The 18,039-nt window shown below is 67.3% G+C and carries 21 protein-coding genes and 1 pseudogene; 14 read left to right on the forward strand and 8 right to left on the reverse strand.

Annotation, left to right across the window (positions count from 1 at the left end):
• Window positions 1–116: 116 nt before the first annotated feature.
• Together ACIP89_RS20210 and ACIP89_RS20215 are read right to left on the reverse strand one after the other, a co-directional pair.
• Entirely contained in the window at window positions 117–563 is a 447-nt protein-coding gene (locus ACIP89_RS20210; RefSeq protein ID WP_402115983.1) for a hypothetical protein, read from the reverse strand.
• A 55-nt stretch (window positions 564–618) separates the two neighbouring features.
• The gene (locus ACIP89_RS20215) at window positions 619–1,848 is read right to left on the reverse strand and encodes a helix-turn-helix domain-containing protein (RefSeq protein ID WP_402115985.1); all 1,230 of its coding nucleotides are present in this window, start codon (window positions 1,846–1,848) and stop codon (window positions 619–621) included.
• Window positions 1,849–2,145: 297 nt separating this feature from the next.
• Here ACIP89_RS20215 and ACIP89_RS20220 point away from each other — a divergent pair, with 297 nt between their 5' ends.
• Entirely contained in the window at window positions 2,146–3,003 is an 858-nt protein-coding gene (locus tag ACIP89_RS20220) for a DUF1932 domain-containing protein (protein WP_402115987.1), read from the forward strand.
• Between the two features lie 24 nt (window positions 3,004–3,027).
• Here the strand turns inward: ACIP89_RS20220 and ACIP89_RS20225 are convergent, their stop codons facing one another.
• The 3 genes from ACIP89_RS20225 to ACIP89_RS20235 are packed head-to-tail and all read right to left on the reverse strand — an operon-like array spanning window position 3,028 to window position 5,200.
• Window positions 3,028–3,774, reverse strand: coding sequence for an NADP-dependent oxidoreductase (locus ACIP89_RS20225; RefSeq protein ID WP_402115988.1), 747 nt, complete (start codon window positions 3,772–3,774; stop codon window positions 3,028–3,030).
• A complete protein-coding gene (locus ACIP89_RS20230) occupies window positions 3,771–4,232 on the reverse strand; it encodes a cupin domain-containing protein (protein WP_024494953.1) in 462 nt (153 codons plus the stop codon). The genes ACIP89_RS20225 and ACIP89_RS20230 overlap by 4 nt, the downstream gene beginning before the upstream one ends.
• A 14-nt stretch (window positions 4,233–4,246) precedes the next feature.
• Window positions 4,247–5,200, reverse strand: coding sequence for a helix-turn-helix domain-containing protein (locus ACIP89_RS20235; RefSeq protein WP_402115990.1), 954 nt, complete (start codon window positions 5,198–5,200; stop codon window positions 4,247–4,249).
• A 666-nt stretch (window positions 5,201–5,866) separates the two neighbouring features.
• Between ACIP89_RS20235 and ACIP89_RS20240 the strand changes: the two genes are divergently transcribed.
• The 3 genes and pseudogenes from ACIP89_RS20240 to ACIP89_RS20250 all read left to right on the forward strand — a co-directional run bounded on the left by ACIP89_RS20240 (window position 5,867) and on the right by ACIP89_RS20250 (window position 7,697).
• On the forward strand, window positions 5,867–6,511 hold the full coding sequence (locus ACIP89_RS20240; RefSeq protein WP_402115991.1) for a hypothetical protein: 645 nt from the start codon (window positions 5,867–5,869) through the stop codon (window positions 6,509–6,511).
• 31 nt (window positions 6,512–6,542) lie between these two features.
• Window positions 6,543–6,707: pseudogene (locus tag ACIP89_RS20245) on the forward strand (helix-turn-helix domain-containing protein); the annotation flags it as partial.
• A gap of 324 nt (window positions 6,708–7,031) precedes the next feature.
• A complete protein-coding gene (locus ACIP89_RS20250) occupies window positions 7,032–7,697 on the forward strand; it encodes an ImmA/IrrE family metallo-endopeptidase (RefSeq protein ID WP_402116158.1) in 666 nt (221 codons plus the stop codon).
• A gap of 741 nt (window positions 7,698–8,438) precedes the next feature.
• Here the strand turns inward: ACIP89_RS20250 and ACIP89_RS20255 are convergent.
• The 3 genes from ACIP89_RS20255 to ACIP89_RS20265 all read right to left on the reverse strand — a co-directional run bounded on the left by ACIP89_RS20255 (window position 8,439) and on the right by ACIP89_RS20265 (window position 11,928).
• Window positions 8,439–9,920 (reverse strand): restriction endonuclease, encoded by a 1,482-nt coding sequence (locus tag ACIP89_RS20255; protein WP_402115992.1) that lies wholly within the window; start codon window positions 9,918–9,920, stop codon window positions 8,439–8,441.
• 551 nt (window positions 9,921–10,471) lie between these two features.
• Window positions 10,472–11,137 (reverse strand): YdcF family protein, encoded by a 666-nt coding sequence (locus ACIP89_RS20260; protein ID WP_381051234.1) that lies wholly within the window; start codon window positions 11,135–11,137, stop codon window positions 10,472–10,474.
• On the reverse strand, window positions 11,134–11,928 hold the full coding sequence (locus tag ACIP89_RS20265) for a GntR family transcriptional regulator (protein WP_381051236.1): 795 nt from the start codon (window positions 11,926–11,928) through the stop codon (window positions 11,134–11,136). Before ACIP89_RS20265 ends, ACIP89_RS20260 begins: the two co-directional genes overlap by 4 nt.
• A 158-nt stretch (window positions 11,929–12,086) precedes the next feature.
• On the opposite strand from ACIP89_RS20265, the gene ACIP89_RS20270 reads away from it, so the two are divergent.
• From ACIP89_RS20270 to repSA, 10 genes are all read left to right on the forward strand, one after another.
• Window positions 12,087–12,419, forward strand: coding sequence for a hypothetical protein (locus ACIP89_RS20270; protein WP_030701162.1), 333 nt, complete (start codon window positions 12,087–12,089; stop codon window positions 12,417–12,419).
• 2 nt (window positions 12,420–12,421) lie between these two features.
• Window positions 12,422–13,771 (forward strand): FtsK/SpoIIIE domain-containing protein, encoded by a 1,350-nt coding sequence (locus tag ACIP89_RS20275; RefSeq protein WP_402115993.1) that lies wholly within the window; start codon window positions 12,422–12,424, stop codon window positions 13,769–13,771.
• 87 nt (window positions 13,772–13,858) lie between these two features.
• Window positions 13,859–14,047, forward strand: coding sequence for a hypothetical protein (locus ACIP89_RS20280; RefSeq protein ID WP_402115995.1), 189 nt, complete (start codon window positions 13,859–13,861; stop codon window positions 14,045–14,047).
• 81 nt (window positions 14,048–14,128) lie between these two features.
• Window positions 14,129–14,794: a DUF2637 domain-containing protein gene (locus tag ACIP89_RS20285; protein ID WP_402115997.1), complete on the forward strand. Its 666-nt coding sequence runs from the start codon at window positions 14,129–14,131 to the stop codon at window positions 14,792–14,794.
• A gap of 20 nt (window positions 14,795–14,814) precedes the next feature.
• A complete protein-coding gene (locus ACIP89_RS20290; protein WP_030075804.1) occupies window positions 14,815–15,003 on the forward strand; it encodes a mobile element transfer protein in 189 nt (62 codons plus the stop codon).
• A 12-nt stretch (window positions 15,004–15,015) separates the two neighbouring features.
• Window positions 15,016–15,342, forward strand: a complete 327-nt coding sequence (locus ACIP89_RS20295; RefSeq protein WP_402115998.1) for a SpdD protein — start codon at window positions 15,016–15,018, stop codon at window positions 15,340–15,342.
• A gap of 91 nt (window positions 15,343–15,433) precedes the next feature.
• Window positions 15,434–15,622 (forward strand): hypothetical protein, encoded by a 189-nt coding sequence (locus ACIP89_RS20300; RefSeq protein ID WP_402116000.1) that lies wholly within the window; start codon window positions 15,434–15,436, stop codon window positions 15,620–15,622.
• Window positions 15,623–15,627: 5 nt separating this feature from the next.
• Complete coding sequence (locus ACIP89_RS20305) at window positions 15,628–15,828, forward strand: hypothetical protein (RefSeq protein WP_402116002.1); 201 nt, start codon at window positions 15,628–15,630, stop codon at window positions 15,826–15,828.
• Complete coding sequence (locus ACIP89_RS20310) at window positions 15,825–16,643, forward strand: phosphoadenosine phosphosulfate reductase (RefSeq protein WP_402116004.1); 819 nt, start codon at window positions 15,825–15,827, stop codon at window positions 16,641–16,643. The genes ACIP89_RS20305 and ACIP89_RS20310 overlap by 4 nt, the downstream gene beginning before the upstream one ends.
• Window positions 16,640–18,037 (forward strand): replication initiator protein RepSA, encoded by a 1,398-nt coding sequence (gene repSA / locus ACIP89_RS20315; protein WP_402116006.1) that lies wholly within the window; start codon window positions 16,640–16,642, stop codon window positions 18,035–18,037. Before ACIP89_RS20310 ends, repSA begins: the two co-directional genes overlap by 4 nt.
• Window positions 18,038–18,039: the final 2 nt, after the last annotated feature.

The raw sequence follows: 18,039 nt of genomic DNA on the forward strand, positions 1-18,039 counted from the left end.
CCAGGCCGGGCCGACCAGGCCGACGACGGCCAGGAACGTGAACGCGATTCGGCCTCCGTGGTCGGACCGTGCGGTTCTGGACGCGGCGTTTCGGGCATGGCGGCGCCGAGCCCCGGTCACGAGGTGCCGCCGAGGGTGTGTTCGTGGGCGACGAGGAGGCGGCTGGTCTGCGCGTACAACCGCTCCAGCTCAGCAGAGGTGAGGATGAGCGCGCCGTCGAGGGTCGAGCCGTCATCGAAGTGGAACTCGACGGGGACCGACCCTTGCCGGGCCCTCGGGTCGTAGACCGCGTCCCGGCCGGCCAGCAGCGTGGCGTGGGTGGCCTTCACCGGCACGGGCCCGAGCGTCGTCCCGTCGGCGGGCGCGGACCACTGGGTCCCGCCCCCGGGCGGGCGCAGGTGGTAGGTCGTGGCGGAGCCCTCACCGGGGAGAGCGACCACGACCCCCACACGGTCCTCGCGGGCGCTGTCGGTGGCGAGGTCGCCAAGCCGGGGAACGAAGGGAGCTGCGGTACTTAACCCGGATTCCTGCGAGGGAAGGTGGGGAGAACGTCGTCGCGTCATGCCCTGAAGCTAGGGACAGGACAACCCTCGAATATGAGCCGGAGGAATACGACCCTTATCCGTCCAGGTGGAAGCGGTCGGACATGCGCCGCAGCTTCTCCCGTGTGGCTGCTCGTTCCGCGTAGACGATGCTGCGGAGCGTCGAACGGGCGATGGGGTGATTCCGTACGAGCTGGGGCGCGATCCGCTCGGCTGTCTCCAACTCGGCCAGGGCCTTGCCCCGGTTCCCGTCCCACAGCCAGGCGCGCGCGACGTCCATGTGGTGGTGTCCCTGACGGGAGTTGGGCAGCGAACCCACCAGTCCCGGGCTGGTACGGCGGTTTATCTCCAGCGCCTTGCCCTGTTTGCCCATCTCCAGGGCCACGCTGATCGCGTGGATCTGCACGTTCCCGGCGGAGAACGTCAGCGAATGCCGGTCGTAGACCGGGGCCCCGACATACGCGTCCATGCGCTCGGCAGCAGCCTTCGCGTGTCCGATCCGGTCCTCGGCCTCCGAGGCGCGGCCGGCTCGGGCGGCGGAGACCGCAGCCCGTAGCTGCAGCGTGCCCCAGGCTCGCACGGCCAGCGGCTCGCCACGGTCGTACTCCTGCTCCACCGAGGTGATCGCCTTGTCCGAGAGCGTCAGAGCGTCGGCCCAGTCAGCCGTTGCCCACATGTCCCAGACCCTCATCCAGTCGGCGACGGCAGGCAGCACCGGATCTCCCGACAACCTGGCGGACCACGCGGCGCGCTCGCAGGCCATGGCGACCAGTTCGGGGTGCCCGAGGGAGTGGGCGGCGGTGTGCGCGAACTTGCAGCACACGCCGTAGATGGCGTACGCCTCCTCCCGCTCGTGCCCCTCCGACTCCTCCGCCAGGGCGCGCGCCTCGCGGAACAGGTCCGGGAGAACGCGGAGAATCGCCACGTTCGAAGCGGTGTCCCGCAAGCGGTGCAGCCGGGTCACCTCACGCCACAGCTGTGAGGCGGGCCGCGGCGCCCCGTCGAAGACGGGGACGAGGTCGTAGCGGCGCAGCTCGCGCAAGATCGACGAGGCGGCAACCTGCCACTGGTTGTCGGCTGGGGAGCTGCTGTACGGGCGCCCGATCAGGTCGTTCGGATGGACGTGCAGCTCCGCGGCCACCTGGTTGAGCAGCCCGACCCGGTCCAGCTCGATCAGGCCACGTTCCATCTTCGACACCCAGCCCTGCGACTTCCCCAGGGCTGTCGCCAGGTCGGCCTGCGGCATGCCCAACCGCAGCCTCGCCCTGCGGACGCGCTTGCCAATCTCCTCGGCTTCCTCCAGCATCAGGACACCTCCCGGCCGCCGGACGATCCAGCGCGATCGCCGGTCTGTCCGTACAGAGTTCGTCTCCAGCACGGTACCCACGACGCGGCTTGCGCGTGAGTCCCCCTGTCGGGACAGGGGTGCCACAGCCGCGTTGCCTGCTTCGCCATGAAGTGCCGACACGAGGCAAGGGGACTTGTGCCCTATCGGCCGCCGGCCCGTCCGAGCCAGGTGCCCGGTCCTCCGCCGTTGCTGCTCCACGACAGCGGATCATGTTGATGAGGAACACACCACGTCGCATTTCGCCGGAGGCAGCCAGTGACCGTCGTGACCGTCTTGCACCCGGGATCCATGGGCGCGGCGGTCACCGCCGAGCTTGTCACCGGCGGCCACGACGTGGTGTGGGTTTCCAAGGGCCGCAGCGAGAACACGTGGCGACGCGCGAGGGAGGCCGGAGCCATGGCCTGCGACTCCCTTGCGGAAGCGCTGTCCCGTAGCGCGGTCGTTCTCTCGGTCTGCCCACCGCAGGCGGCGGAGGACGTGGCAGCGGCCGTGGCTGCGCACGCCTTCGCGGGGGCGTACGTCGATGTCAATGCCATCAGTCCCCAGCGCGTACAGCGCATCGCGGAGGAGATCCGCCCCGGCTCCGAGGTCGTCGACGGCGCAGTCTTCGGTCCGCCGCCAGGTGAAGGGCGTACGGCACGGCTCTACCTCGCAGGGGCCGGCTCCGCAGTCGACCTGGTGGAGCCGCTGTTCACGGACTCTTCGTTGGATGTGCGCCGGGCAGGCGAGGCCATCGGTTCCGCTTCCGCCCTGAAGATGGCCTTCGCCAGTTACCAGAAGGCCGCTCGTACTCTCGCGGGGGTCTCCCACGCGCTCGCACACGCCCATGGAGTCGGCGACCAGCTCACGGCTGAAGCCGAGATCATGGTCTCTGCGATCCTCTCCGATCCGGGGTACCTGCCGAGTGTGGCTGCCAGGGCCTGGCGCTGGGCGCCCGAGATGGAAGAGGTCGCCGATACTCTCCGGGCGGCCGACCTGCCCGCGGACATGGCCGAGGCCACGGCTCGGGCCCTTTCGTTCTGGGAGCAGGACAAGGACCAGTACGACTTGCCGGTCGCGCAGGTCCTCTCTCAGCTCCGGTCGGGAAGAACTGCTTGCCCCCGCTCCCGCTGAGAGTGTCCGCCCCGGGCTGATCACCTACGCCGAGACTGAGAGGCAGCGGCGGGTGATCATTTTGGCCGGGGTTGGGACGATGTCGACGATGGTTCCGCCGGGCTTCAGCAGCGTTCGGGCCGCGGCGAAGGGAAGCATGCCGGGCGTGTCGAGGACGAGATCGAACCGTTCCGCGAGGGCGGCCGGGTCGAAGCCGAAACCCACGACCGGCTCGACGCCGAGCTCGTGGGCCTCGTCAGCCGCAGGGTTGCGGCAACTGCCGGCGACCGAGGCTCCCCGCGCCCGGGCAAACTGGACGGCGGCCCGGCCCACCCCGCCCAGGCACCCGTTGACGAAGACCGCCTGCCCGGGACGGACCTCCGCCGTGGCCTGGTAGGCGGTCACGCCCACGGTCGGCAGCGCGGCGGCCTGCTCGTACGAAAGGTCCACCGGTTTGAGCAGGACCGCCTTCTCCGGGACCGTCACCATCTCGGCGAACGCCCCCGCCTGCCGGAAACGAGCCCCGCCGAGTACCGCGTCGCCGGCCTTCAAGCGGGTGACGCCGGCGCCGACCGCCTCGACGACTCCGGCGAAGTCGTGCCCCATCGCCCGGGGAAAGGAGCGACCGGTCATCAACTTCATCTCGCCGTTGCGCATTTTCCAGTCCAGCGCGTTGGAAGCCGCCGCTCGGACGCGGACGAGAACCTCATCCGGACCCGGGCGTGGTGGCTCGAACTCAGCGAGCCGCATCACCTCCGGGCCGCCGTAGCGGTCGTATTGAAGGCGCTTCACGAGGCGTATTCGTTCGAGATCTCGGTGGCGTAGTTCTTCCAGAGCGGTTGCATGGTCTCGGCGTTGACCGGCTGCCCGGAATCGATCATGGCCTTGAAGTCGCGGAAGTACTGCACATACAGGTCCGGCGTGAAGGTGTTCAGCATGACCGCGTTCTCGTCGCCGACGTTGGCGAACGTGTGCGGCGCCCCGGTCGGCACGATGACCCAGGTGCCCGGCCCGGCGTCGTATTGGTCCTCGCCGACGGTGAACCGGAAAGTTCCCGCCAGCACGTAGAAGCCCTCGTCATGCTGGGCGTGACGATGCTGCAACGGGCTCGGGGTGCCCGGCGGAATGGTGACCTCGGCGAACCCCAGCCGGTGGTCGGTGTGCTCGCCGTTCTCCAGGATGCGGATCTGCTGCGCCCCGCTGCCGAGGATCTCGCCCTCACCGGGGCGGACGATGTTTACCTTCGCCACGACTTCTCCTCTTGCTATTGCCTGCCTTGGTCACCACCATCCTTGTCCGGGCCGGCTGTGCGCGTCTTGGTCGTCTGTGCACGGTTGCTGGTTACCAGTGCACGGGCGTTGTAGCCGTACGTCGCCTTGAAGAGCTTGCTGAAATGGGTGGGATCGGAGAATCCCCACCGGGCGGCCACGGCGGTGACCGTACGTCCGCTTCCGGTCAGCTCGGCCCGGCAGCGCTCCAGGCGGCGACGGCGGACCAGGGCCGCGACGGTGAGCGGCTGGTCCTCGAAGAGCTTGTGCAGCCGGCGTACGGATATGTTGTGGGTGGCGGCGATGCCGCGCGGGGACAGATCGGGATCGGCCAGCCGGGTCTCGATGTAGCCGGCGATCCGGCTCCGCAGCCACTCGTCGGGGGCCGGTTGTTCGTCGCCGAGCCGGGCCTCCAGGGCGACCGCGATCAGCTCGACGATGGCCGCCGCCGACCGCAGCGCCTCCGCCTCGCGGAACTCGGTCACCGACCACGCCGACTCCCGGGCCAGCACGGAGACGAGCGCGCCCGGGCCGTGGCTGCCGTCGATGCGTACGCCGATGAGCCGGTCGATCTGCGCGGGCCGGATCCGAAGCTCCCGGCGCGGAACCAGGATGGTGACGTGCGCCGCGGCGGTGCTCTCGAACCGGAGCGTACGCGTGGGATCGAGCAGTACCAGGTCGGTCGGCCCGAGTTCGGCGTCGCCGCGCCCTTGCTCGATCCGCGTCCGGCCCCGGGCCATCACCTTGACCGCCAGGTTCTCGCCGTCGGTGGCGTCGCGCTCCCGCCCGATGCAGGCGCTCTCGGGCGTGTCGAGGGAGACCAGCCGCAGCGGCCCGAGGTCACGGGTGGCGATCCCGCCCCGGAAGCCGGCCCCGGCCAGCTTGTTGATCAGCGGCGGAAACCCGCTGGCGGCCAGCTCGTCCTGGAACGACTCAAGGTTGCCGATCACCGGTCAATGATAACGGCGACACTTCTGCTCAGGCACCTGTTCGGCGGGGGGTTACAGCGGCGCCGGTCCGCATCTGCTCTACCAGGCTCTGGTGCACGCGGTGGACGGCTCAGTCGCGCCGGCGACCGACGGCCGAACGGTGAGCGCAGCACCGATATCGGAATCGGTGGTAACCGCCGCGATGGACTTCGAGATGTGTTCATGCTCGTTGGCGATCAACTGGAGTCCGCTGGTGGACGGGGCTGTGACGGCCAGCCTGCCGACACCCATAACCGCCGACCGGGTACCGGGTTGCGAAGCCCCGTCGTCTTGAGCGCCGGCCGGTAACGTCTGGTGAGGACCACCGCAGTCACCGCCGCAAAGAACGCGGCAGCGAGGATCGCGCGTGGTTTTCGTGATCGCATGAATGAGTACTGACGCGTTCAGCTGCGCTCTGCACTGCCCGCCGTGTTCGCGCTAGTCGCCCTGGCCTTCGTGCCCGTGCTCGGTTGGTCGTGCAAGTCTCGAGGGTTGCCGGAGGTGGCCCACTGAGCCTCCTCTGCTGCCGACCCATGAACCGCAGGGGGCGCGCATCGGCGCAAGCGATTGACCAGCTCGGCTTCTTGATTTTCTACCTCATTTGAGGGAGGATTTCCGGAAATCACTCTCTGTTGTCAGGGGCTGGGCATGGCAGTCGTGCACGTTGAGGATTCTCGTGGTCGGGACCGGCTCGCCGAGCTGGGACTCTCAGTCGAAACGATCGAACAGGTTCTGCGGCGTGCCGAGGCGGAGCGCAACTTCTGTACTCCGCTTGACCCCGTCTCCTTGCCCGGCAACATCTTCTGGGGACGGACGGTTCGTTTTCTGCGTGAGGCGTACATCCCTCATGGATGGCGCAGCGTGAGCCCCAGCAATGTGTCGCTCCTGCTCTCCCCGGCGGGAGACTTCGCTGTCACGGCGTCCAGCGGTAGTAAGGGCGCGGGCTACGCCGGACTCATGCCGTCCACGCGCTACTCGAAGGGCTCTGCTGTCATTCGCAGAGTGGAGACCAACCGGCAGCTCATGCTCCCCGACTACGAGGTCGAGCCGGCCCCGCAGGAGGTGGGCGACGGCATCCCCACGTGGTTTCTGCTGTACCAGCACGTGAACACCCTGACTGGGACAAGGCTGTACTACGAGCTGTCGCTGCCGAATGACACGGGCAGTCGTGGCAAGATCGACAGCTGGCACGAGCGGATCGTCTTCCCCTACCTGGACTTCGAGGGCTTCAAGCCGTTCCCGAACGATGAAGACGAGGGTGGCATCGACATCCCCATCGAACGCTTGGGCTGACAGGTCCCGTCCCCAACCCATTGGCACTTCCATGACCACCGCTTCTCGGCTCGTCCTGGCGCGTAAACGCCGCGGGCTTACCGTCACCCGCCTCGCTCAGCTGACCGGACTCACAGCCCGACGGTTGTCGGACTTTGAGAACGGCCGGGCGCACCCCAGTGCGCCTTCCCTCTCAGCCGTGGCCGAGGCGCTGGAGTTCCCGGAAACGTTCTTCAGCGCCGAGGAGGTCGCCGACCTGCCTGTTGAGTCGGTGAGCTTCAGGGCGCTGAGTAAAATGACCGCTTCACAGAGGGACATTGCTCTCAGTAGTGGCCGGCTGGCCCGGGTTTTGCACGATTGGATTGCTACCCGGTTTCGGCTCCCGACACCGGCTCTACCGTCCCTCACGTCTTTCAGTCGTCTAGGGGATGGGCGGCAGGGTCCTTTTCCCGGGGAGGCTGACTCTTCGGACTGTCCGGCCGAGCGTGCTGCTGAACTCGTACGTGCGCGTTGGGGGTTGGGCGTCGCCCCTATCCCGAACATGGTCCATCTGCTGGAGGCGCATGGGGTTCGTGTCTTCTCGTTGTCCCGTGACTGCCCGGAGGTCGACGCCTTCTCCTTCTGGGACCGGGGTGTTCCCTTCGTGCTGCTCGGCACAGAGAAGACCGCCGAACGAGGGCGATTCGATGCTGCCCACGAACTGGGCCACCTGGTCCTGCACGGCGAGGAGCAGGTTCCCCATGGCCCGGAAGCCGAAGGTGAGGCCCATCGCTTCGCAGCCGCCCTACTCATGCCGGCCGCAGACGTACTCGCCCACACGCCCCGTAACCCCAGCACAAATTGGATCCTTCAGGCGAAGCGGCGCTGGAAAGTCGCGGCCATGGCGCTGGCCCACCGCCTGCACGAACTGGGCCTCACCACTGAGTGGCAGTACCGCACCCACTGCGTGGATCTTGGACGATTGGGGTATCGCAAGGCGGAACCCCAGAGTGGACTCGCCCGTGAGACCTCGCAGGTGCTGGGGAAGGTCTTCGCGGCGCTGCGGGCCGAGGGCACGCCACAGGCCGATGTGGCACGGGACCTTCAGCTGCGGGCTGCAGATCTCAGCGACCTCATCTTCGGTCTCGTTGTAACCGCACAAAATGGCGGGCGCAGTCCCCTTGGTCCGGGGACCGCCGGGCGCCCGCAGTTGTCCGTGGTGCGATGACGCGCACTCGGCGGTCGTGATGAAACCCAGTCATCGCTATAGGTGATGCAGGCCACGCGAACTGGATCCCGCCATGCGAGACGCGTTGCTGCCGCATCCTCTGAGGTGGTGCGGCAGCAGGTGCCCACCAGCGAGTTTCGAGGAGTTGGGGCACGCGGAGGGCACGACACTCGACAAGAGGTCTAGACAACAAGAAAGGCCCCGGTCATTGACCAGGGCCTTCATCATGGAGCGGGTGACGAGAATCGAACTCGCGCTCTGAGCTTGGGAATCAACGCCTCCTCGGTCCGCCCTGCTCCGCTGACCTGCGGAGATGGGCGTCAAGGTGATCTCACGGGCTCATCCTGGCACCTGTGGTTGACCGTGGTTCACCGCCTCGCCGGGCACGGATCGGGCACGGCTGCCTTCTGATCCGTAGCTCGATCCAGATCAGCGGTGACGGTCATACCAGTCGCTAGGGCGTCTCGGAGAGACGGTGACGGGCGGAGGCAACTGTTGGGGTTGCGTCACGCCACCGCTGTATCTAAAGGGCCTGTTCCAACGCATACCCAGGTGTGGATACCGCGTGCCTTGTACCTGTCAGCCACAATGCCTTCACGGGCAGTGGTTCCGCTATGGCAAGCGCTGAGCGCTCCCAACATGTCCACCGTCGACACTCGTGAATCGACCAAACGAGGGCATTGGCGTGTGGGCCCGACGATGTTCTGGAGGGAGTCGAGAGAATTAATTAGCTGATCCAGTTCAGGAGGGAGAATCGACAGGAACAACTACATCCGTGTACCTCAATGCAATATCAGGGTTTTTGCGAAGGCGATCTTCAATTTCGGCCCGCCCCCACCAATCAGTGAAATAACCCATTCTCTTACGCAGATTGAGCAGGTGATCGGCTGCGGTTACTCCGACCTCTCCCGATGCGACTAGGAGGTAGCCGTCTGCCTCGTTATCTTCGAGGATATCCCGTAGATCTGGAATCTTCGACTTCCCGACCGACGCTTTGAGGGCCTTGCATTGCACCACTACTCGCCGACGCTTAGTCAGCTTCCTGGCGAGCTCCTCGGTTACGCCATACTCCTGGATTGGAGTCACCCAATCCGCAATATGATCTCGCCCTCCGTCCCCTTCGTTTGGGCCACCTATAGACCGAACCGTCGATACTCCGGGTTCGCGTTGGAGTATTTCCTGAACAAGGTTTTGAAACCGGCCGCCGTTGATTGCGTCTGACCAGGTAAATCTCTGGACGGGAAATAGGAAGGCGGATTCATTCTGGTGTCGCATAAACACGCGCTCTCTTTCCGCGTCAAATTCGCGACGCCCCGCTCCCGTGCCTACAGCTACAACCAGCGCCCCTCGTACGAAAATTAGCACATTCTCCAAAGCTATGAATGTTCCTTCTTCCGATGTTGTCGCTTCCGTCAATTTGCTCGCGATTCCGACCAGGCGGGCCGACCGCTCACTTGAAGCATAGTTGGAAAGGGGGCCACGGAGGATGAGGTCTCCAGTAACCCCTGGCAGGCGCTGCTTTTTCTCAGGTGACATTTTCGCCAAATAAAGAAAAGCGTCAGCAAGCTGCGCACACTCAAAGACGGATATCTCTTCGTGGGCGCACCTGTAATAGAGCCACTGAGGAGTGGACCGCGCGGAATATGTGTCTTCTGCCTCGTTTGCGGACTCCCCTAGGGCGCGAGCAACTCGAACTGCCCATTCTTGCAGCTCCGCCATTTCTTCTGTGAAGGGATCTTGCGAGTCATCATCGTGAGGGGGATGCATAGGAAGCAAGAGATGTATAAAGCGCTCGGTCAGCCACAAAGCCTCAATAAGCTTCTCAATCTCAACTAGATCGCCCGAATCCGTTGAATAATACCCACCGCTGGGCTGCGCTATAGCTATAAAGCGCGCAAAAATTTCCGCCTCGCGGGTTTCAATGGCTGGATGGGGGACATCCAACAAGGCGCAGGAATTGATGCCTGTCTCTGCAAGAAAAGACGCAGCAATCAAGGAAAATGCGTCGTGGAGATCGGAGCGTTCTCCAGGCCAATCCCAGGATGAAGTTCGCAAATAGAGGGCGGCGTAAAGCTTGTGGTCTTCTACCTGTTCAAGATGCAGTTGTATCGGCGAGCCTGGAAGATTGATTGAAATTTGCTGGCTCTCTTGAGAGACCGAAAAGCCAAATTTCCGCGCCTTGTTGAGCATTTGTTCGAGCATCGGCCCCCCTGTGCTGCCCATGGCATCGCTGCCTCTTCGCCTTACTGTTTTGCTGAGCTATAGGGCACGATACCGAAATACGGCCTTCGTTGGGAGGCGCACGAGACAGCTGCACTTCTATCTGCCTACCCCTAGCCCGGCTCCCATCCCGTCCGCCTTCGACCCACACGTCGTGGAGCGGTCGTGGTTCAGGGCGTCAAGGTGGAGCGCGCCACTGTACGAACGACCTTGACGCCCTGGGCCGCGACTGCTCGGCTCTGCCTGGGTCGAAGGTGGACGGGATGGGAGCCCCCGCGACGCTCGCCCCGCTCCGGCCGGCACCCGCGAACGGTGCCCCGTCCATCCCGGAGTCTGAGCGCCCCCGCCGGAGGCATCCTCTTGAAGTCGCGGGCTTGGTTCTCGACTCATGCCCCACGGGCCTACACAGCGGGCGCGCGTCGGCGCAGCGCGGGCGGAGCGGGCCGAAGGCAGGAGCGGCGCCCGGAGCGGAGCCGGGAAGCGCGCCCGGCGGAGCGGAGCGCAGCCGGGTGCCTTGATGAGGTAGAGAAACCTGTAACAGCTCTCAGGCTCGGTCAAGCAGAGGGTGAATCCGTCGCGAGGAGTCGGCTGGTGAACCCGGCTTGGCGGAGGCGCTGGTACGCCTCGGATACGTCGGCAGGTACGGGCTGGCGGATCATGAATCCCTGATCCGGGTAGATCATCAATCGTTGCAGTGCGCCGACGAGCATGTCGATCACCAGACGTGCGTCACCGATCGAGTTCACGTACTCGTCCAGCGTCATTGGTGTCGAAGCGCTGACGATCTCCACTTGGGGCCATAGTTTGCGGGCTGTGGCGTATGCCCGTCGCTCCTCGTACGGCTTACTGATCAGGAGTACGGAGGCCACCTCAACGCCCTCCTTCTCCAACACATCCCGCGCGAAGCGAATGTTCTCACCCGTGTTGCGCGCCCTGGGCTCCACAAGAACAGCAGAACCAGGCACCCCCAATTCGAGTGCCCGCTCCCGGTAGTGGACAGCTTCGCCCCGGGGCATCCGTTCCTTGGTCGTCGGGCTCGTGGCCCCGGTGAAGAGGAGAAGCGGTGCCAGCCCGCGCTTGTAGAGGTCTACCGACGTGTCGGCTACTCCGAGGTCATGGCTGCCGAGCCCGATGGCAACGGAGCAGGGCTGAAGGGCGTGGCCCATCTGGTGATAGCTCCAGATGCGCCGGGCGTCTTCCCAATCCTGCGTGGTGATCACTGAGGGGTTTCCTTCTCCGTCGCCGAGTCGGGCACCTGAAACTTGTACTCCCAGGCGAAGCGCGATGCCGCGTGTACCCCGATGGCGAACTCCACCACCGTGCCATCGGCCGTGTACGTCGTCCGGTGCAACTCGACGACGGGTTCCCCTGGGGGAAGTTGGAGGAGCTTCGATTCGTCGGCCGTGGCCGTCCGAGCGAAGATCTGCTCCTTCATGTGGTCGATCTCGTAACCGGCGTCATAGAGCACCCGGAACCCTCCACCTCGGCCGGCCGGTCCAGGAGTCGGGTCAACGAGGCGGGTTCCTTCGACATGCTCGGGCCGGTAATAGCTGGTCAAGCAGTGGGTGGGCTGCTGGCCCTCCTTCACAAGTCGGGCCCGCGCATACACCTCGGCCCCTGCGGGCAGCCCATGTGCTTCGGATGCGGCGAGGGGAGCCTCAACGAGGCTGACCGTCTGCGTCTGCTCGTTCCGGCGGTAGGCGCGACCACTCGCTACGCGGTCCGCAATGAACGCCACTTCGTCGCCATCGCGCCATTTGGCCTTGTCGTATCGGTCGATACCGAGCCGCTTGAGCGGAACCCGCTGGCGTACGACCGTGCCATGCCCTCGGGATGATGTGACCAGGCCTTCGGCTTCCAGGGCCTTGTAGGCGGCGTGGACCGTGGACTTGGAGCCCTTGCCGGCGTCGACCAGCTCCCGAATATGCGGGAGCTGCTCGCCCGGACGGTATTCACCTGCCTTGATCTGGTCGGCCAGCTTGTCTGCCAGCTCGCGCCACTTAGGCGTCATCCCGAACTCCTCTCGTCGGAGCCAAGTCAAACACAGTCCCAGGACTGTTGACAGTCCCGAGACTGCGGTCCATAGTCTTGCTTAGCGGTTCGCAGTCCTAGGACAGTGAACGTCGAGGGTCCTCTTTGGGCTGCTCCACACGATTCAGGGAGTATCAGATGCCGTCCTTCAAGATCGACACTTCGACCGCTGTCGTGTTCGTGGCGACGCCTCCGACGCCGAAGCTCGTGAGCAAGCAGACCGGTGAGATCGCGATCGACCGGGAGACCGGTGCCCCGCTCGCGACGGTGGGCCTGCTGGTCGCGGACGAGGGTGAGGGCAACCTCTACCAGGTGACCGTGCCCAACACGGGCGTCCCGGAGAACCTGGCCCCCGGCACCCCGGTCACGGTCGTCGGCCTCAAGGCCCGGGACTGGGAGAACACGTTCAACGGCCAGACCCGGCACGGGATCAGCTTCCGCGCGGTCGCCGTGACCCCGCTGGGGGCCTGATCATGTCGGACCTGTCCACGGTGATCGAGGTGGCGGGGGCCTTATCGGCCGCCGGCGGCCTCGGCTACGCGAAGGCCCGCTCTCCTCGGGTGTTCTGGTCGCTGGTCGGTGCCCCGGTCGCACGGGTCCGGTTCTCGGTGACGTACCGGGCGACGATGGATGTGTGCGGGCTGACGGTCCAGCCGTCCCGCCTGCGGGCGTTCATGGTCCGCAACGTGGCCCGCCAGGAAGTCCAGCCCGTGCCCCCGCAGGTCCGCCGGGTCCGCTACTCCTCGACCGGGATGCGGGCGACGCTTCGCCTCCCGGCCGGTCTGGAGCCTGCCGACGTGTCTGCCGCCTCCGAGCGGCTCCGCCACGCTTGGGGCGTCCACTCCGTCCACGTGGTGGAGGTGAAGCCGGGGTTCGTGGAACTGCGGATGACCGGCTACGACGTGCTGCGCCGCGTGAAGATGCCCCGCCGGCTCCCGCGCAACACGACCGCCGGTCCGCTGGTCGTGCCGGTCGCCTTGCGGGAGGACGGTACGGCGTTCGTCCGGGACTACCAGAAGGTCCCGCACGCCCTGACGGTCGGTGCGAACCAGTCGGGCAAGTCGATGTATCAGCGCAACCTTATCTCCGGCCTGGCCAAGCTCCCGGTCGGCCTGGTCGGGATCGACTGCAAGCGGGGTGTGGAACAGCGCGGCTACGCGCCCCGCCTCTCCGCCTTGGCGATCACCCCGGACGAGGCTGACGGCCTGCTGGAAGCCCTCGTGGGGGAGATGGAGGAGCGCTTCGACCTCCTCAGCTCTCATGGCGTCTCGGACCTGTGGGGCCTGCCCGCGAAGGTCCGCCCGGTGCCGCTGGTCGTTCTGGTGGACGAGGTCGCGGAGCTGTTCCTCGTCGCTGTGAAGAAGGACGAGGAGCGGCGGGACCGGATGGTGATGCGGATGATCCGGCTCGCGCAGATGGCCCGTGCGGTCGGGATCTTCCTGGAGGTGTGCGGGCAGCGTTTCGGCTCCGACCTCGGCAAGGGCGCGACCGCACTGCGTGCTCAGCTCACCGGGCGTGTGGTGCACCGGGTCAACGACAAGCAGACCGCCGAGATGGCGCTCGGGGACATCGCCCCCGAAGCGGTCTTCGCCGCGACCACCATCCCGCCGGACCGTCCCGGTGTCGCGGTGGCCGGTGACTCCTCCGGCGGCTGGTCCCGCATCCGCACCCCCGCCATGACCCCCGCCCAAGCCGTGGCCGTCTGCCACGAGTTCGCGCACCTCACCCCGCATCTCGCCGCTCTGGCACCCTTCCGGCCGGCCGTCTCCGCCGCCCCGGCCCCGGGCTCACCGGTCCTCAAGCCTCACCCGGCAACCGGCTAACTCCCTTGCCTGCAAGTCCAGTTGGCGTGACTGCTTCGCGCCAGGTCCTTACCCCGCCCATGCCCGGAACCGGAAGGAACCACCGCCATGGCCACCCGTCGGACCACCACCAAGCCCCCGAAGAACATCTCGCCCGCCCCGGCCGTGTGCTCGCCGTGCAACGGGTCCGGGATGGTCGCCGCCACGGTCCGCGTCGGACGCAAGCGCCGCCCGGTCGGCCAGCAGGACGGCCTCTGCCTCAACTGCCTCGGCTCCGGCCTCGCCCCGGACGCCTGACAGTCCCTCCCCGCTCCGGTGCCCGGCGGCGGCCCGTTCCCCGCCCGGCACCGGCCCACCCCTTGAAAGGAGGTGAATCCCGTGCCTCGCATCCGCATTGACGCCGTACTCGTTCAGGCCGTGATCGCCGGTGCCCTGTCCTTCGCGCACCTGCATGACCTGGCCGAAGCGGCCGGGCAGGACGGCTGGAAAGCCTGGGCCTACCCCATCAGCGTCGATCTCCTGCTGGTCGTGGCCTGGCGTCGCATGCGCACCACCGCCGACAACCGCGCCGCCTGGGCCTGGTTCATCATCGCTCTGGCCGCGTCGCTCGGCGCGAACGTCGCCACCGCAGGACTCCTCGACCTGGGCGACGTTCCGGCCTGGCTGCGCATCCTCGTTGCTGGCTGGCCCGCCCTCGCCTTCCTCGGCGGCACCCTCCTCGTCCACGCCCCCACCAACGCGCCCAGCGAAGCGGACCCCGCGCCGGCTGCCGCACCGCCGGCTGCTCCGGCCGCCGAACCGGTCCCGGACGTGACCGTGGAGCGGGCCCCCGAACTTCCTCCCGCGCCTGCCCCTGAGGAAGCCGCCGCGTCTCCGGTGTCCGCTCCGGCCGCGGCGGTTCCTCCGGCCCTTCTGGATCACGCCCGGAAGCTCGCCGACTCCCACCAGGCCACCACCGGCAGCCGGATTGACTCCGCCACCCTGCGCGCCCGCCTCGGCGTCCCCGCACCCCTCGCAGACGCCATCACCAATCAACTCGCCTAATCCATACGGAGGTTCATGTCATGGCGCGTCCGAACCGCTTCACGAACGTGCTCCGCGTCGGACCCGTTCAGGTCGGCACCCACCACGACGGCCGCGGCCGGACCAAGCACACCGCCGCCTGCACCGCCCCCGGCTGCAACTTCTCCGCCGACTACCTCAACCGCTCCGCCGCCGAACTCGCGGCCCGCACCCACCGCTGCAACCCCTGAGAAGGAGGAACCGTGTTCACCCCGAAGATCCCGCCTTCGGACACCGCCCCTACCCCGGGCACGTCCCTCGTCCAGCCGCTGACAGGCATCACCCACACCCTGGCCTGCACCTGCCACACCACCGCCCCGACGCCCATCCCGGCTGCTCCGGTCTCCCGGCCGGCCGTCCAGCTCACCCCGGGATCGCTCCTCGTCGCCGCCGCGGGCGGGACCGCCATGGTCCTCGTCGTCGGCACGGTCCTGGTCTCGATGCTCCTCGCGACCGCGATCACCGCCGCGTCCGTCGCGATCTGCGCCGTGGTGCTGCGCTCGCTGCTCAACCGCCCGAACAACCGCTGACAGCCCCCGGGGCGGCCTCAACCGCCAAGTTTCCGCCGCCCCGGGCGCCCACCACTTCCAGATCCAACGGACCCGAAAGGGAGATCCCATCATGCCCCAGCACACCCTGCCCCGGCCGATCTGCGGCCACTGCGACGGCTTCCCCACCGTCACCATCACCACCGGCCAGACCACCCCCGACGGGCAGCGCCAGACCATCACCGCCCACTGCCCCGCCTGCCACGGCACCGGCCACACCACCCCCGCCCGCGCCCGCGCCCACACCCGGATCGGGGCCTGAGCGCCATGGCCAACCTGACCCCCACCCCGGACCGCCCCGGCCTCCACGTCAGCAAGCCCTCCCCGAATGCCCCCGCCACCGGCTCGGCTGTCTGCCACTGCGGAGCCAAGGCCACCGCCACGGGCGACAGCCAGGTCAAGGCCCTGGTCGAGGGCTACACCGCGAACCACGGCCCCGCCCACAACCGGACGGAGGCCCGGCGATGACCAGCACGCAGAGCTCGTTGCGGGCCTTCAGCTTCGGTGGTGGCTGGCAATCGATGGCCGCCCTCGTCCTCGCCGCACAGGGCCGCCTCGACTTCGACACCTTCCTGTTCGCCAACGTCGGCAGCGACAGCGAGAACCCCGACACCATCGCCTACGTCCGCGACTACGCCCAGCCCTTCGCCGCCGCCCACAACCTGAAGCTCATCGAGCTGGAACGCCACCTTCGCGGCGGTGAGACCGAGACGATCCGCCAGCGCATCATCAACAGCAACGGCAGCCGCCAGACGATCCCCGTCTTCCTCTCCAACGGCAAACCCGGCACCCGCTCCTGCACCTACGACTTCAAGATCCTCGTCACCGGAAAGTGGCTCAAGGCCAACGGGGCAACACCCCAGAACCCCGCGACCGTCGCTATGGGCATCAGCCTGGATGAGATCGGCCGCGCCAACGCAGGCAAGGCCATGCCGTACGAGCGGCTGACCTACCCGCTGCTGGACTTGAAGATCCGGCGGGCGGACTGCCCGCGCATCATCCGCACGGCCGGACTGCCCGTGCCCCCGAAGTCCTCCTGCGACTTCTGCCCCATGCGCAAGATCCCCGAATGGCAGGCCATGCGGGAGAAGAACCCCGCCCGGTTCGAGCGGGCCTGCCAGGTCGAAGAGACCATCAACCACCACCTCGCCACCAAGGGCAAGCGCCCCGTCTACCTCACCCGCACCGGACGGCCCCTGCGCCAGCTCTTCAAGGGCGGCGACCAGCTCCCCCTGTTCGACACCGACAACGAGGGCTGCGACAACGGGTGGTGCACCACATGACCCACACCGCCACCACGGCGGGCCTGGACCCGACCACCCTGGGCGACCTGCTCCGGGTGGTCGGGTCTCCCGGCTTCGACCGCCTCACCGAACAACTCCGCCGCACCGGCGGCTGCTCCCAGCCCATCCACCTCACGGGCGCCACCAAGACCGTCGACCGCACCACGGGCACGGTCCTGCACCACTACTCGACCGACACCGAGCCCGGCGGCCGGTTACGGATCGCCTGCGGCAACCGCCGCGCCTCCCGCTGCCCCGCCTGCGCCTGGACCTACGCAGGCGACACCTACCACCTCATCCGCGCCGGACTCACCGGCGACCCCGACAAAGGCACCCCCACCACGATCCGGGACCACCCACGGGTCTTCGCCACCCTCACGGCCCCCTCGTTCGGCCCGGTCCACAACCGGCCCGGCAACCGCACCTGCCGCTGCGGGGTTCGGCACCCGGAGGACGCGCCGGAGCTGGGCACGCCGCTGAACCCGGACACGTACGACTATGCGGGGGCGGTGCTGTGGAACAACCACGCCTCCGACCTCTGGCGCTACTTCACGATCTACCTCCGCCGCGAAATCGCCCGCCGCGCCGGACTCACCCAGAAAGCCGCCCGCGAACAGTCCAAGGTCTCCTTCGGCAAGGTCGCGGAGTACCAGAAGCGCGGGGCCGTCCACTTCCACGCGGTCATCCGCTTCGACGGACCTGACGGCCCGGACACCCCGCCCCCGGCCTGGGCCACCCACGACCTTCTCGAAGACGCGATCCGCGCCGCTGCCGCCCGGGTTGAGGTCCTCGTGCCGGCCGTTCCGGAAGCTGGGATCACCCAGGGGTGGACGTTGCGGTGGGGCACACAGCTCGACGTGCAGCCCATCGGCGCGTTCGGCAACGGCGAAGACCTCACCGAACAGGCCGTCGCCTCCTACGTCGCCAAGTACGCCACCAAGGCAGCTGAGACGACCGGCACCGTGGACCACCGTGTCGGCAACAAGGAAGCGCTCGTCCTCCTCGACGTGCCCGAGCACCCCCGGCGGCTGATCGAGGCGTGCTTGGACCTGCACCACGCCTACCCGGAACGCAAGCTCCGCGACTGGGCCCACATGCTCGGCTTCCGCGGCCACTTCTCCACCAAATCCCGCGCCTACTCCACCACCCTCGGGGCCCTCCGACAGGTTCGCGCCGACTACCGCGCCGCCGAACAACGAGCCGCCCTCGGCCTCCCCGACCCCGACGACCACCCAGAAGCCACCACGCTCACCCTCGCGCACTGGGCCTACGCCGGAAACGGCCACACCCCCGGCGAATCCTGGCTCGCCGCCAACATCCACCGCGACATCCAACACAACCGCGAAACCGCCCGCGAACACCGCGCAGAACTCGAAGAGACAGGGGAATGCTGATC

The organism is Streptomyces sp. NPDC088730, from assembly GCF_044751215.1.
Classification (GTDB): Bacteria; Actinomycetota; Actinomycetes; order Streptomycetales; family Streptomycetaceae; genus Streptomyces.